The organism is Bradyrhizobium sp. 6(2017) (assembly GCF_011058295.2).
GTDB lineage: Bacteria > Pseudomonadota > Alphaproteobacteria > Rhizobiales > Xanthobacteraceae > Bradyrhizobium > Bradyrhizobium septentrionale.
On the sequence record NZ_CP049289.2, the window covers coordinates 9,059,547 to 9,073,211 of the forward strand.

The 13,665-nt window shown below is 65.8% G+C and carries 17 protein-coding genes; 8 read left to right on the top strand and 9 right to left on the bottom strand.

The genetic code is table 11. From position 1 onward, the window contains the following. Window positions 1-61 precede the first annotated feature (61 nt). The 3 genes from G6P99_RS43000 (at window position 62) to G6P99_RS43010 (ending at window position 3,375) form a co-directional block, all read left to right on the top strand. The gene (locus G6P99_RS43000; protein ID WP_165126438.1) at window positions 62-1,135 is read left to right on the top strand and encodes a DUF2252 family protein; all 1,074 of its coding nucleotides are present in this window, start codon (window positions 62-64) and stop codon (window positions 1,133-1,135) included. 161 nt (window positions 1,136-1,296) lie between these two features. Beyond that, window positions 1,297-2,268, top strand: a complete 972-nt coding sequence (locus G6P99_RS43005) for a S1C family serine protease (RefSeq protein ID WP_029077615.1) — start codon at window positions 1,297-1,299, stop codon at window positions 2,266-2,268. A 24-nt stretch (window positions 2,269-2,292) separates the two neighbouring features. Then, window positions 2,293-3,375, top strand: a complete 1,083-nt coding sequence (locus G6P99_RS43010) for a phospholipase (protein WP_029077616.1) — start codon at window positions 2,293-2,295, stop codon at window positions 3,373-3,375. Between the two features lie 184 nt (window positions 3,376-3,559). Here the strand turns inward: G6P99_RS43010 and G6P99_RS43015 are convergent, their stop codons facing one another. Next, window positions 3,560-4,459 (bottom strand): SDR family oxidoreductase, encoded by a 900-nt coding sequence (locus G6P99_RS43015; protein WP_165126441.1) that lies wholly within the window; start codon window positions 4,457-4,459, stop codon window positions 3,560-3,562. A 55-nt stretch (window positions 4,460-4,514) separates the two neighbouring features. Continuing rightward, the gene (locus G6P99_RS43020; protein WP_029077618.1) at window positions 4,515-5,255 is read right to left on the bottom strand and encodes an SDR family oxidoreductase; all 741 of its coding nucleotides are present in this window, start codon (window positions 5,253-5,255) and stop codon (window positions 4,515-4,517) included. 120 nt (window positions 5,256-5,375) lie between these two features. Here G6P99_RS43020 and G6P99_RS43025 point away from each other — a divergent pair, with 120 nt between their 5' ends. Then, entirely contained in the window at window positions 5,376-6,263 is an 888-nt protein-coding gene (locus G6P99_RS43025) for a LysR family transcriptional regulator (RefSeq protein ID WP_029077619.1), read from the top strand. A gap of 63 nt (window positions 6,264-6,326) precedes the next feature. Next, complete coding sequence (locus G6P99_RS43030; protein ID WP_029077620.1) at window positions 6,327-6,524, top strand: hypothetical protein; 198 nt, start codon at window positions 6,327-6,329, stop codon at window positions 6,522-6,524. A gap of 107 nt (window positions 6,525-6,631) precedes the next feature. On the opposite strand, the gene G6P99_RS43035 is transcribed toward G6P99_RS43030, so the two are convergent. The 6 genes from G6P99_RS43035 to G6P99_RS43060 form a co-directional block, all read right to left on the bottom strand. Next, complete coding sequence (locus G6P99_RS43035) at window positions 6,632-7,312, bottom strand: DsbA family protein (RefSeq protein WP_051345925.1); 681 nt, start codon at window positions 7,310-7,312, stop codon at window positions 6,632-6,634. 36 nt (window positions 7,313-7,348) lie between these two features. Next, window positions 7,349-8,128: a sulfite exporter TauE/SafE family protein gene (locus G6P99_RS43040; RefSeq protein WP_029077622.1), complete on the bottom strand. Its 780-nt coding sequence runs from the start codon at window positions 8,126-8,128 to the stop codon at window positions 7,349-7,351. A 105-nt stretch (window positions 8,129-8,233) separates the two neighbouring features. Further along, window positions 8,234-8,956 carry an LrgB family protein gene (locus G6P99_RS43045; RefSeq protein ID WP_029077623.1) on the bottom strand — a complete coding sequence of 241 codons (723 nt, stop codon included), beginning with the start codon at window positions 8,954-8,956 and terminating at the stop codon, window positions 8,234-8,236. Continuing rightward, window positions 8,953-9,339, bottom strand: a complete 387-nt coding sequence (locus tag G6P99_RS43050; RefSeq protein WP_029077624.1) for a CidA/LrgA family protein — start codon at window positions 9,337-9,339, stop codon at window positions 8,953-8,955. Before G6P99_RS43050 ends, G6P99_RS43045 begins: the two co-directional genes overlap by 4 nt. Before the next feature lie 260 nt (window positions 9,340-9,599). Beyond that, window positions 9,600-10,046 carry a PaaI family thioesterase gene (locus G6P99_RS43055; protein ID WP_029077625.1) on the bottom strand — a complete coding sequence of 149 codons (447 nt, stop codon included), beginning with the start codon at window positions 10,044-10,046 and terminating at the stop codon, window positions 9,600-9,602. Between the two features lie 5 nt (window positions 10,047-10,051). Beyond that, window positions 10,052-10,486 carry an acyl-CoA thioesterase gene (locus G6P99_RS43060; RefSeq protein ID WP_029077626.1) on the bottom strand — a complete coding sequence of 145 codons (435 nt, stop codon included), beginning with the start codon at window positions 10,484-10,486 and terminating at the stop codon, window positions 10,052-10,054. 205 nt (window positions 10,487-10,691) lie between these two features. Here G6P99_RS43060 and G6P99_RS43065 point away from each other — a divergent pair, with 205 nt between their 5' ends. Next, on the top strand, window positions 10,692-11,249 hold the full coding sequence (locus G6P99_RS43065; RefSeq protein WP_029077627.1) for a TetR/AcrR family transcriptional regulator: 558 nt from the start codon (window positions 10,692-10,694) through the stop codon (window positions 11,247-11,249). A 126-nt stretch (window positions 11,250-11,375) separates the two neighbouring features. On the opposite strand, the gene G6P99_RS43070 is transcribed toward G6P99_RS43065, so the two are convergent. Continuing rightward, entirely contained in the window at window positions 11,376-11,867 is a 492-nt protein-coding gene (locus G6P99_RS43070) for a hypothetical protein (protein ID WP_029077628.1), read from the bottom strand. Window positions 11,868-12,048: 181 nt separating this feature from the next. On the opposite strand from G6P99_RS43070, the gene G6P99_RS43075 reads away from it, so the two are divergent. Then, window positions 12,049-12,324, top strand: coding sequence for a PsiF family protein (locus G6P99_RS43075; RefSeq protein ID WP_029077629.1), 276 nt, complete (start codon window positions 12,049-12,051; stop codon window positions 12,322-12,324). Between the two features lie 146 nt (window positions 12,325-12,470). Next, a complete protein-coding gene (locus tag G6P99_RS43080; RefSeq protein WP_414645485.1) occupies window positions 12,471-13,556 on the top strand; it encodes an AbrB family transcriptional regulator in 1,086 nt (361 codons plus the stop codon). Window positions 13,557-13,665: the final 109 nt, after the last annotated feature.

Here is a 13,665-nt window from a genome sequence, read left to right on the forward strand (position 1 = left end):
GAAATACATTCTGAGGTAGAATGAGGATCGGCAGGCGCCGCTGACCGTGGCAGGTAGTCCCATGTCGTTTCGCAGTGACAACAAGGCGTTCGAGGCCTGGCTCGCCGAGCAGTGCGACGTCGTCAGATCCGACATCGCCTACAAGCACGACCGGATGCGCAAGAGTGCGTTCATCTTCCTGCGTGCGACCTATTTCCGTTGGGCGCGCAAGATCGGCGACTGGTGCCCGGAGCTGATGGATGCGCCGGCGGTGCTCTCGGTCGGCGATCTGCATCTGGAGAATTTCGGCACCTGGCGCGATGCCGACGGACGGCTGGTTTGGGGCGTCAACGATTTCGACGAGGCCGCCGTGATGCCCTATGTGCTCGACCTGGTGCGGCTTGCGACCAGCATCCGGCTCGCGCCGCGCCCGGCGATCAGCGCAAGTGAGGCGGCTGCCGCGCTGCTCGACGGCTACCGCGAAGGGCTCGACGATCCGCAACCAGCGCTGTTGTTCGAGGGCCAGACCTGGCTCAGGCCCTACGCCGAACCGGATGAGACGAAGGTGAAGAAATTCTGGAAAGACGTCGCAGATTATCCCACCGCAGCGCCACCGCCGAAGATCGCCGCAGCGCTGCGCGCGAGCCTGCCGCGCGATGTCGCGCGCAACAGCATTCGGCTGTGCCGCATCCTGCGCAAGGGTGGCGGCGGCCTCGGACGGCCGCGCTATGCGGCGATTGCCTATTGGCGCGGCGGCCAAATCGTTCGCGAGGCGAAGGCGCTGGTGCCGTCGGCATGGAACTGGGCGCATGGCAGCCGCGCCCGCAGCGCGCCTCACTTCATGGCACTGGCAACCGGACGGTACCGGGCGCCGGATCCGTTCCTGCATCCTCGTCACGGTTTCATCCTGCGCCGTATCGCCGCCGATTCCCACAAGATCGAGCTCGGCGAGGATGCCGGACGGAAACTGCAACGCAAGCTGATCAAGGCGATGGCCTATGATCTTGCATCGATCCATGCAGCCGGCACATCCCGGGTCAGCCGATTGCAGGACGATCTCAAGCAGCGGCAGCGGAAACAGCGCAACTGGCTCGATGCCGCCGCCGAAATCGCCGAGGCCAAGGTGCGACGCGATTTCCGGGAGTGGCGCGGCTGACCCGATGCTGAACGCGTGCGAAGCCGCGTGCCCGATCTGGCATCTCGATCATCCGCCAATTGACTGTTATATATCACGGAAGCGGACGACAGTCCGGACCGTGATCTTTTCGCCTCGCACGGCGTTATCGACGACGCACTTGCGCCCCTGCGGAGACCTCCATGCCCTCCACCACCGAATGGAAAGTGCCACCGGCCTTTCAGCCTCGCCCCGAAGATTACCGCTTCGATCTCGATCGCGCGCTGACGAGTGTGGTCGGCCTGCATTCGATCATTCCGCCTGACGCCTTCAGCGCCGAGACACTCGGCACCGAGCGCGCCGGCAACGGCGTGCTGATCGACGACGGGCTGGTGCTGACGATCGGTTACCTGATCACCGAGGCCGCAACGGTGTGGCTGCATCTCGGCGACGGCCGGGTCGTCGAGGGCCACGCGCTCGGTTTCGATTTCGAATCCGGCTTCGGCCTGGTGCAGGCGCTCGGCCGGCTCGATCTCGCTCCGCTGCCGATCGGCCGGTCCGCGGCAACGCGCGTCGGCGACAGTGTCGTGGTCGGCGGCGCCGGTGGCCGCACCCGCTCGGTCGCGAGCCAGATCGCGGCGAAGCAGGAATTCGCGGGCTACTGGGAGTACCTGCTCGACGAGGCGCTCTTCACCTACCCGTCGCATCCGAACTGGGGCGGCACCGGACTGATCAACAACTCCGGCGAGCTGATCGGCATCGGCTCGCTGCAGCTCGAACGCGAGCGCTCGGGCCGCGCCGAGCATGTCAACATGATCGTGCCGATCGATCTGCTCAATCCGGTGCTGGACGATTTGCGCAAGTTCGGCCGCGTCAACAAGCCGTCGCGGCCGTGGCTCGGCATGTACACGACCGAGATCGACAACCGCCTCGTGGTGGTCGGCATTGCCAGCAAGGGTCCGGCGGCGCGCGCCGAGCTGAAGACCGGCGATGTCATCATCGCGGTCGACGGCGAGAACGTGACGAGCCAGACCGCGTTCTATCGCAAGCTCTGGTCGCTCGGCACGGCCGGCGTCGACGTGCCGCTGACCGTCTACCACGAAGGCGTCACCTTCGACGTGACGCTGACCTCGACCGACCGCATGAAGCTGCTGAAGGCGCCACGGCTGCATTGAAGCGAAGAGAAAGAGGCAGCGGCGATGAGCGAGGCCGTGGTTGATAACATCGTGGCCGTGCTGCCGCCGCTGTTGCAGACGCTGGAATCGCTGTCCTTTGTCGCGCGCAATCTCAACCCGCCAGACTTCGATCGCGTGATGCAGATCGCGGGCGAGCCCGACGAGACCTTGCAGGCGGTGCGGCCGCTTCTCGCCGGATGGCCGGAGAAATTCGACCACATCAAGACCGCACTTGAAGCTGCGATCGATGCGGCGCTCGCCGGCTATGCGGACCTGCGCGCGGTGCAGAACGGCGAAGGCGATCTGGTCAGCGTGTTCCGCGCGCTGCGCTATCTGCCGCGGGCGCAGGAGGCGCTCTATCCCTTGACCGAGCTGCCGCCGGTCAGCGCCTTCTTCCTCGCGCCCGAGTTGCGCGAGGATGCCGAGCTGCAGGCCAGGCTCGCGGCCACGCCCAACGAGAACACCGGCATTTTCCATGAGCGCAACGAACCGGGCAGCCGCGGCGGCTTCTCGATGTATGTGCCGGAGTATTATACGCCCGATCGCACCTGGCCGCTGGTGATGGCGCTGCACGGCGGCAGCGGCAACGGCCGCGGCTTCCTGTGGAGCTGGCTGCGCGACGCGCGCAGCCGCGGCGCCATCCTGGTGGCACCGACCGCGACCGGCCAGACTTGGGCGCTGATGGGCGACGACACCGACACGCCGAACCTCAACCGCATCATCGACCAGGTGCGCGAACGCTGGCGCATCGACGAGACCCGCATGCTGCTGACCGGGATGAGCGATGGCGGCACCTTCAGCTATGTCAGCGGGCTCGACGGCGCCTCGCGCTTCACGCATCTGGCGCCGGTTGCGGCGACCTTCCATCCGCTGATGGCTAACATGGCCGATGCGGATCGGCTGCGCGGCTTGCCGATCTTCATCACCCACGGCCGGCTCGACTGGATGTTCCCGGTGCAGACCGCGCGGCAGACCCAGGGCTTGCTGTCGGCCGCCGGCGCTAACGTCGTTTATCGCGAGATCGACGATCTCAGCCACACCTATCCGCGCGAGATCAATGCGGAGGTCTTCCGGTGGCTGAACGGCGAGCGCGCCGACGGAGCTTGAGGGACTCCCTCCCCGTCACCCTGAGGAGCGCGAAGCGCGTCTCGAAGGGTCGACGGCCCGGCTGCGGCCGCGCGGCTCCATCGGGGCCGTGCATCCTTCGAGACGCGCGCAAGAGCGCGCTCCTCAGGATGACGGTGATGGACGGAGCCGCGCGGGCGCTATCCTGGATTCAGCGCGGACAACGTTACTGGTTATCTCGCGGCTTGAGCAGGTCGGAGAAGCCGACCCGGTGCAGCATCTCGTTGCGGACGCGGTCGATCACGCCGAAGGCAACCTCGGCACCGTCCTGGGTCGGATCGATGTGGACGCGGAACGGCCGCCGGCCGAACGGCGTGTCGACGACCCCGACGATCGCGTCCGCGACGGACGACGCGTCGGCATCCTCGGGCACGATCGCCGCGAATGCCTTCATGATCTCCTCGCCGAAGCCGGCATAGGGACCCGCTTCGTATTCGGCCACGCGCGCCTGGTCGGCGGGGCGGCCGGAATGCGCGAAGTGGTTGGTGCCGCCGGTGAAGGCACCGGGCACGATGATCGAGGTCTCGATGCCCCAACGCGTGAGCTCACGAGCATAGATCACCGCCATCGCATCCATGCCGGCCTTCGCCGCGAAATACGGCGCGAGATAGGGCGGCGTGCCGCCGGCCGAGCTGCTGCTCGACACCCAGACCACAAGCCCCCTGCCCTGCTTGCGCAGCTGCGGCAGCGCCGCGCGGTTAACGCGCTGGGTCGAGAGCACGTTGACGTCGTAGAGCTCGGCGAGCTGCTCGGGCGTGAAGGCCTCCGCCGGGCCGAACACCATGTGGCCGGCATTGTGGATGACGACGTCGAGACGGCCTTCTTCGGCGACGATTTGCGCGATCGCCGCATCAACCGAGGCGTGCGAGCCGACATCGAGCTCGAGCGCGCGCAAATCGACATGGTTGTCCCTGGCGAATTCCTCGATATCGGCGACCGCGGCAGCGTTGCGGCCGGTAGTGTGGCGCATCGAGGCGTAGACAATGTGGCCGGCCCTGGCGAGCGCGTTGGCGGTGAGGCGGCCGAAGCCGCTCGATGCGCCGGTGATGACGATAACCTGTTTCATGACACGTATCCCTGTGAGGTCGATTGAGTGCAAGTTGGGTGAAGGTCTGAGAGCGTCAGACCAGGCCGCCATTGGCGCGCAGCGTCTGGCCGTTGATCCAGGAGCCGTCGGGACCGACCAGGAACGACACGGCGTTGGCGATATCGTCGGGCGTGCCGAGCCGCTCCAGCGGCACCATCTTGGCGAAGCGGTCGATCAGCTCGTCCGACTTGCCGTCCAGGAACAGGTCGGTCGCGGTCGGGCCGGGCGCGACTGCATTCACGGTGATGCCGCGGCCGCGCAATTCCTTCGAAAGGATCGCGGTCAGTGACTCGATCGCCGCCTTGGTCGCGACATAGATGCCGTAGGTCTCGAGCCTGGTGCCGACGACGCTGGTCGAGAAGTTGACGATGCGTCCGCCGTTGCGCAGCCGGCGCGCCGCCTCGCGCATGGTGTTGAAGCTGCCCTTCAGATTGACCGCGACCTGCTGGTCGAACGCCGCATCGTCGCTGTCGGCTATCTTGCCGAGCTTCATGATGCCGGCATTGTTGACCAGCACGTCGACGCCGCTGAACGCCGCTTCCGCCGCGTCGAACATGCCGCGGACGGCATTGGCATCGCTGACATCGGCCTTCGCCGTCAGCGCCCGGCCACCGGCGGCCTCGATCCGGTCGGCGACCGCCTGGGCGGGCTTGGCGTCGCCGGAATAGTTGATGACGACGGTGAAGCCCTCTTTGGCGAGACGCTCGGCAACCGCCGCGCCAATCCCGCGCGAGGCACCCGTCACCAGAGCTACCTTGTTGGTTTGTTTAGTCATTTTCAGTCTCCCATCAGGTGGTGCGGCCGAGCCGCGTTCGATGGGAGGACACTATGCCTTGTCACTATCCGGATAATCATGCATATTCCGGCATCACTATTCGCTATTTTCGGATAATAGATGGACCGCTTCGATGCGATGCGCGTGTTCACCCGCGTGGTGGAGCGGCGCAGCTTTTCGCTGGCCGCCGACGATCTGGGGCTGCCGCGCTCGACCGTGACGGACGCGGTGAAGGGGCTGGAGGCGCGGCTCGGCGTGCGGCTGCTCGAGCGCACCACGCGCACGGTCCGGCCGACGCTCGACGGCGAGGCGCACTATCGGCGCTGTCTGTCGTTGATCTCAGACCTCGAAGACGCCGAGGGCGCGTTCGGCGGCGCGCGGCCGAAGGGGCTGTTGCGGCTCGAAGTGCAGGGCACGCTGGCGCGGCACTTCCTGCTGCCAAATCTGCCGGGCTTCCTCGCCGAATATCCTGACATCGAAATCAGCATGAGCGAGAGCGATCGCTGGGTCGACCTGATCCGCGAGGGTGTCGACTGCGTGCTGCGCTTCGGCCAATTGCCCGACAGCGACATGATCGCGCGGCAGGTGACGATGCTGGAGCGATTGACCTGCGCCACGCCGGATTACTTTGCGCGCTGGGGCATGCCGACCGATCCGTTCGCGCTCGACGGCCATCGCATGATCGGCATTCGCTCGCTGACGACGGGACGGTTGCGGCCGATGGAGTTTTTGATCGACGGCGCGCTCAAACAATTTCCGCTGCCCGCACCGATGTCGGTGACCGGCCCCGAAAGTTATCTGGCGAGCGCCAGGCTCGGCCTCGGCCTCGTGCAGGTGCCGCGCTTCCACGCCGAAACCGATCTCGCCAACGGCACGCTGGTGCCGGTGCTGCAGCAATGCCCGCCGCCCTCGGTGCCGGTGTCCCTACTCTATCCGCGCAACCGCCAGCTTTCGCCGCGGGTTCGCGTGTTCATCGATTATGTGATGCGGGTGTTCGCGCGGGGCTGATGGGCAATCGGAACCACACCGAGCCCTGCGGCGTTATCCCGCCGACACCGGAGGGTTCAAGCGATGCGGACGTTTTTCGGCATGATTTTGGGTGCGCTGCTGCTGGTTTGCGGCGTCTATGTCTACGATTCGATGCGGACGTCGGGCGTGGCCAATGGCGAGGTCGCGCGCACCATCGTCAATTGGGATGTCGCGGCGCACGACTGGAACCTGTTGAAGGAGCGCGCTCGCGAGCAGTGGACCAAGATCGCCGAGAAGTAACGGTTGATTTCAAGCCGGCACAAAAGCCAATGGCCTCTCCGGCGCCGGAGAGGCCATGATTGTTTGTCGTGAGTGTCTTGCCATTCCAAGCTCCCCCGGATGAGGAGTTACAAGTTCTTCTCGTTCGAGCGGCCCATATTGGCCTTGCGGGCGTCGGCGATCACCTGCTCGAACTGGTCCATGCTGAGCACACCCGGCACGCGATACTTGCCGACGATGAACGAGGGCGTGCCGTTGAAGCCGAACGCCAGCGCCTGCTCATTGTTGCGCGCCAGGATCGCGTCGATTGCCTTGGCGTTGGCGTCGAGATCCTTCTTCAAACGGTCCATGTCGAGGCCGGCGCCCGAGAGCAATTCGGCGATGCGCGGCTCGGTGATGCGCGAATTGACCGAGATCATCGCTTCATGCGCGGCCTCGAACTTGTCCTGGTACTTTGCCGCCAGCGCCATCCGCGACGCGACCTTGGAGACCGGCCCGAGGATCGGCCAATCCTTCAGCACGAGACGGACCTTGCCGTCGTCCTGCACCACCTGACGCAGCTCCGGCGCGAGCTTGCGGCAATACGGGCAGTTGTAATCGAACCATTCGACGATGGTGATGTCGCCCTTGGGGTTGCCGATCACCGGAATATCCGGATCACGCAGCACCTGCGCCTCGGTCAGAACGTTGTCGTCCTCGGCGCGCGCGCTGCCTGCGGCCAACAGCGCGATGCCGGCACCGAGCAGGCCGAGCGCGCCGCGGCGGGTGGCACCGGCGTTGGTCAGAGGCGATTTCGTCAGATGGTTCATGGCTGGCTTTCGCAAGGGCACTTCGCCCTTCTACGTTCAGGACACATTGATGTTACGCAGCAGCATATAGATCGCCACCACGATAATCACAGTCGCAAACACGATATTAAGCGCGCCGCGCCGCTCCGACAGGTGCCGGGCGCTGCGTGTACCCATCAGGCCGCCTGCGACGCCGCCGGCGACGAATAGCCCCGCCAGCCCCCACGACACCAACCCGGACCACGCATAGCTCAACGCCGTGGTCATGCCGAAGGCGGTGACGGCGACCAGCGAGGAACTGACCGCGTTCATGATCGGCATCCCGGTCGCCAGCATCAGGGCCGGCACGATCAGGAAGCCGCCGCCGATGCCAAAGAAGCCGGACATGGTTCCGGTCGTCAGCCCGAGGCCGATGATCGCGGGCATGTTGGACATCGACATCTTGACGTCGGTCACCCCGACCCGCGCGCGGGTCTTCAGCATCAGGCCCGCAATCGCCAGCATCACCAGCGAGAACAGCGCGAGCAGCTTCTGCCCCTCCAGCATCTTGCCGAGGATCGAACCGCCGAAGGCCCCGCAAATGCCTGACAGCGCGAACACCAGCGCGCAGGACCAGATCACGGTGCCGCCGCGGGCGTGGTTGGAGAGGTTGATCGCGGCATTGGCGGCGACCGCGATCGCCGAGGTGCCGATCGCGACATGCGGCTCGGGCACGCCGACCACATAGACCATCAGCGGCACGGCAAGGATCGATCCGCCGCCGCCGACCAGGCCCAGCGAAAAGCCGCCCAGCAGGCCCGATGCCAGCCCAAGCACGCTTTGAGTTACGGAAAACACCAAGGGGAACAGACTCACGTTTGAGGCCGCGACCCTAGAAGGATTTGCTGCCGAACGCCATACCAACAGCACAAAACTGCCCTGCAGCCTGATGCCGGATCATGCTCAGCGCACCAGATAGGTCGCGGCGAACGGCACCAGCAGCGAGGTGACCAGCGCGTTCAGGCTCATCGCGATCCCGGCAAACACGCCGGCAACCTCGTCGACCTGGAAGGCGCGTGCGGTGCCGATGCCATGGGCGGCGATGCCGGCGGCAAAGCCGCGGCCGCGGAAGTCGGTGATCCCAGTGAAGTTCATCAGCGGCGTGACGATGATCGCCCCCATGATGCCGGTGAGGATCACCGACACCGCCGTCAGCGACGGATCGGCATGCAGGGATTCGCTGATTCCCATCGCGACGCCGGCGGTCACCGATTTCGGCGCCAGCGACAGGATGATGTCGCGCGGCAGCCCGAACGCCTGCGCCAGCAGCACCACCGAGACGATCGCGGTGAGCGACCCGACCGCGAGCGCAACCAGCATCGGCAGGATCGCAGCCGCGACCCGCCTGCGGTTCTCATAAAGCGGCACGGCCAGCGCGACCGTCGCGGGTCCGAGCAGGAAGTGCACGAACTGCGCGCCGGCAAAATAGGTGGTGTAGGAGGTTTTCGTCACGAGCAGGAATGCGCCGATGATCCACAGCGAATGCAGCACGGGATTGGCGAGCGGATGCCGCCGGGTCTTCAGCGACACCGCATCAGTTGCGGCATAGGTCAGCAGCGTCACGGTCAGCCAGAGCAGCGGCGACTGCGAGAGATAGACCCAGAGCGAGAACGGATTATCGCTCACGGCCTGTCCTCCTCGCGCGGCAGCAGACTGCTCGCCGCAACGAAGGTGGCGACCGTCGCCAGCAGCGTCACAATGACCGAAACCGCCAGGATCACCAGGATCGCGACGCCGTGCTCGGCGAGCAGATCGAGCTTCTGCACCACGCCGACGCCGGCCGGAATGAACAGCAGCGAAAGATTGGCCAGCATGGCGCGGCTCGCGCTCTCGACACCGTCATCGCCGAGCGGCCCGCGTGCCAGCGCCGGAAAGCGGTCGCGCGCCAAGAGCAGCAACAGCAGCAGCAACAGCCCGACCACCGGCCCCGGCACCGGTACGCCAAGCGCCCGCACGCCGACCTCGCCGACCAGCTGACAGAGCAGGATCAGGCTGAGGCTGGCGATCATGACGAGACGCTCACGTGAAGCATCCGCGTATCAGGTCGTTGTGGCGGGAGCTTGTCAATGCGGCGATCTCGGGAGGATGCGCAGATGCTGGGCACGACGGCTTCACAGTCCCGTCATCCCCACGCAACGGCATCGCCGTTGTCGCTGGACGTGCGCGCTCTTGCGCGCTTCGAAGGATGCACGGCCACCCGGGCCGTCGATGCTTCGAGACGCCGCTACGCGGCTCCTCAGCATGACGGGGATAGATTGCTCGTCACAATCTATTGCGCGCGCCGCTGCAGCGCCATCAGCGTGCCGCTCATGGTCGCGATCAGCGTTTCGACGCCGTCCTGTACTGCATAGGCGCGGCCGTCGCAGACGGTCAGCGTGCGGCCGGGCTTGACCACGACGCCGCGGAACACGAACCGCTCGCCGCGGGCCGGTGCCAAGAGATTGGTCTTGAACTCCACAGTGAGGATGTCGGAGCCGTCGGGCATCAGCGTGAAGGCGGCGATCCCGCAGGCATTGTCGAGGCCAGCAGTGATGATTCCGGCGTGCACAAAGCCGTTCTGCTGGCAGAACTCCGGCGCATAGGGCATTGCGAGATCGACCTCGCCGGGCTCGATGCGCGCGATCGAGATGCCGAGCGTCTGCATCGCGCGCTGCTGCGCGAATGTCGCGGTCGCGACCGCGCGATAGTCGGGATTCTTCGGTTCGAAACGCGGCATGGCGGTCACGCGATCGCAGGTTCTGCGGGCACGAGGTGCGGCATCGCGGCGTAGCGGATCGCCGGCGCGAACGGAACCGACTTGCGCGCCGCGCGGTCGATATGTACGGCCGCGATCTCGCAGGTCGCGGCGACCTCGCCGGTCTCCGCGTTGCGCATCTCATGCAGGAAGCGGATCGACTTGTCGCGGAATTCGACCAGCCGGCTCTTGACCTCGATGATATCGCCGGCGAGCAGCTCGCGCTTGTAGGAGATGGTCTGCTGCACGGCGGCCATGCCGCAGCCGGATTCGCGCAGATAGGTCGGCGTCAGCCCGATCCGCGCGAACATGTTCCAGTTCGCCTCGTCGAACTTGCCAACATACCACATCACGTTCATGTGGCCGATGTGGTCGCAATGCCACGGATAGACCGTGCCGCGGTAGGTCGCCTCGCCCTCCATCGTACGCCTCCTCGATTTGTGATACGGTAGCGTATCAGGGACAAGGCGGGCTAGCAATACGGTACCGTATCAAAGCATGATCCGGAAAAGTGCGAAGCGGTTTTCCCTCGCGACAAACGCAACGCGTTTGCGCGGAGATCATGCTCGAACAAGAGATTAGTGCGCGATGACGCTCCCATCGTGCATGAGGGTGCGCGGAGATCACATGACTGAAAGCAAGGGCGACGTCTGGGTCGCGGCCGGCTTTGCCGAACTCGCCCATACCGGCGTCGACGGCGTGCGGGTCGAGGTGCTGGCCAAGAATCTCGGCGTCACCAAAGGCGGCTTCTACCGCCGCTTTCGGGATCGCGCTGCGCTGCTCGAGGCCATGCTGACGCGCTGGCGCGACGGCCGCATCGCCGCGATCGAAAAGCAGACCGCACTCGACGGCGCGAGCGCCCGCGAACGGCTGAAGGCGATCATCACGCTCTATTCGGAGCGCATGAACACCGAGGCGATGGCGGTCGAGCTCGCGATCCGGCAATGGGCGCGCACCGACGAGGCGGCGGCCACTGCCGCCGCGAGCGTCGACGCCGCGCGGCTGAAGAATGTCGGCCAGCTCTATCGCGCCACCGGCCTAGCGGCCGAGGAGGCTGATGCGCAGGCCTTCCTGTTCTACTGCTTCATCTTCGGCCAGAGCCTGCTGTTTCTCGAGCGCGGCCCGCGCAAGCGTGCGCAACTGCTGGCGCAGTCGGCGGACAAGTTGCTGGCGGAAGGCCCATAGAGCGTTTTCGAGCGAAGTGGATGCCGGTTTGCGTGAAGAAAACGCGTCAGAACAAGAATCCGGAGCCAATCGAAAAGCGGCCGACTGGCGCCGGCCGCTCTCGTCGAAAACGCGTATCGGAAGGGCTCAGGCGCCCTTCAGGCGCTTGTTGCATTCGCTGTAATAGCCGCCGCCCTTCTGGATCCACTTCAGGCCTCCATTGCCGCCCGTGGTCTTGTTGGCGTTGTACTGGTCGACGCAGGTATGCATGCGTCCCTTGCCTTCGGACTCCTTGGCATATTTGGGATCGATGGCGTTCGGAAACACGGCGGGCCCTGCCGGCAGCGCCGGGGCTGCAGCGGGGGCGGCTTCCTTCTTGGCTTCCTTCGGCGCGGCCGGAGGGGGCACAGCTGCAGCAGGCGGCGGAGCGGCAGGCGCCGCGGCCGGGGTCGCGTCGGCGCCGCATTGAGCCTTGCGGAAATCATTCCACTTCTGGCCGGCGAGGGTGCCGGCTGTCTTGGCCGCCTGGTACTTGGCGCTGCATTCCTGCGCGGTCAGGGCCTGCGCCGGTGCGCTCGCCGCAAAGGCTGCAAAGCCCGACACCGCAATCACACACAACAATCTGGTTTGAATGGTCATCCCTGGTCTCCCTTTGGGGGGCATTGGCATAAGACCATTATCCTAGCGCAACCCGGACTTGCGACAACGCGCGGACGCGCCTCCCCGTCAAAATATTGTGGCGGCGGGACCGCCGCACGTTCATCCACGGTTCAGCATCGCCGCGCAACGTTTCGACCTCCTTTCCTCACGAGGTGCCTTCATGACGAAGATTTCCACGTTCGCGACCGCAACCGCCCTTGCCTCCCTGCTGCTGATGGGCGGCGCCTTCGCACAAACCGCCGCGCCTGCCGCCAAGGACGCCGCTCCGAAGGCGGACACCAAGGCGCCGAAGGAAGCCAAGCCGCGCACCGCCGAGTCGCTGGAATGCTCGAAGCAGGCCGACGCCAAGGGCCTGCATGGCAAGGAGCGCAAGAAATTCCGCTCCGAGTGCAAGAAGGCGGGCGGCGCTGCCGCTGCGCCGGCGGCCACGAAGTAACGCTCGGACATCTTTGATGTCCTTCACCCTCCCCCACCGGGGAGGGTGAAAATCTGTGCGCCAGGCTAGTTGCCCGCGTTTTCCGGCGCAATGCTGCAATCGCGAGATGCATTTGTCCCGTGGTTGCGAATTTGCCATAAGGCGGCGTGACCCTGATCCGCGCTTCGATGGCAACGGCCATTTCCGACCGCAGCAAAGTTCTGAACGGGCTCGAGACACTCGTCATCGGCGCTGCCGGCGGCTTGCTGTTTTTGTGGGCAGAATTGCCGGGCGGCCTGATCTCGGGGGCGATGGCCGCGGTTGCGATCGCCGCACTGATGGGGCGGCCGCTCGCGGTGCCGCCGGTGCTGACGCAGTCGGTGCTGCTGCTGCTCGGCATTTCGCTGGGCTCGCTGATGTCGCAGCAATTGCTGCAGCATATGAGCTCCTATCCGCTCACCATCGGCCTGCTTGCGCTGGCCACGTTCTGCTCGACCTTCGGCTCAAGCCTCTATCTCCAGCGCGTCCACGGCTGGGACCAGACCTCGGCCTTCCTCGCCGGCAGCCCGGGCGCACTGTCGCAGATCACGATCCTGGCCGCGGAAAAAGGCGCCGACGTCGCGGCGATCGCCGTGGTGCAGACCATGCGCGTGATCATCCTGACCGCGGCGCTGCCGCTGGTGCTGGCGCTGACCGGGGTGACGCACGGCGCGCCGCCGGCATTGCCGACCTCGGTCGCCTCACCGCTCGGACTTGCCGCGCTGGTCGCCGGGTCGATCGGCGTTTCACTACTGCTGCGCTGGGTCAAGTTTCCGGCGAGCTGGATGTTCGGCGCGATGCTCGCCTCCAGCCTGCTGCATGGCTCCGGGCTGGTCGATGGCGGCCTGCCGCCCTGGATCCGCAACGTCGCGCTGGTCGGCATCGGCGCGCTGATCGGCACCCGCTTCGCGCGGATGAAGACCTCGACCCTGCTGAGCCACGTCAATGCCGGACTCGGCTCGTTCGCGATCGCGATTCTGATCTCCGCCGTGTTCGTCGCGGTGATCGGCTTCACCACCCATGTCCGGCTCTCCGACGTCGTGGTCGCGTTCGCGCCCGGCGCGATGGATGCGATGCTGGCGCTGGCGCTGACGCTGCATATCGACCCGATCTTCGTCGGCGCGCACCATCTGTCGCGCTTCCTGTTCGTCACCATCTCGACGCCGGGCATCATCCATCTGTTCGGACGGCCGCAGGACGACGTCGACGATTGACCTACCAACCGTTATCCTGAGGTGCGAGCGGAGCGAGCCTCGAAGGATGAACGGCCCGGCTGGTGGCCGTGCATGCTTCGAGACGGCTGCTTCGCAGCCTCCTCAGCAT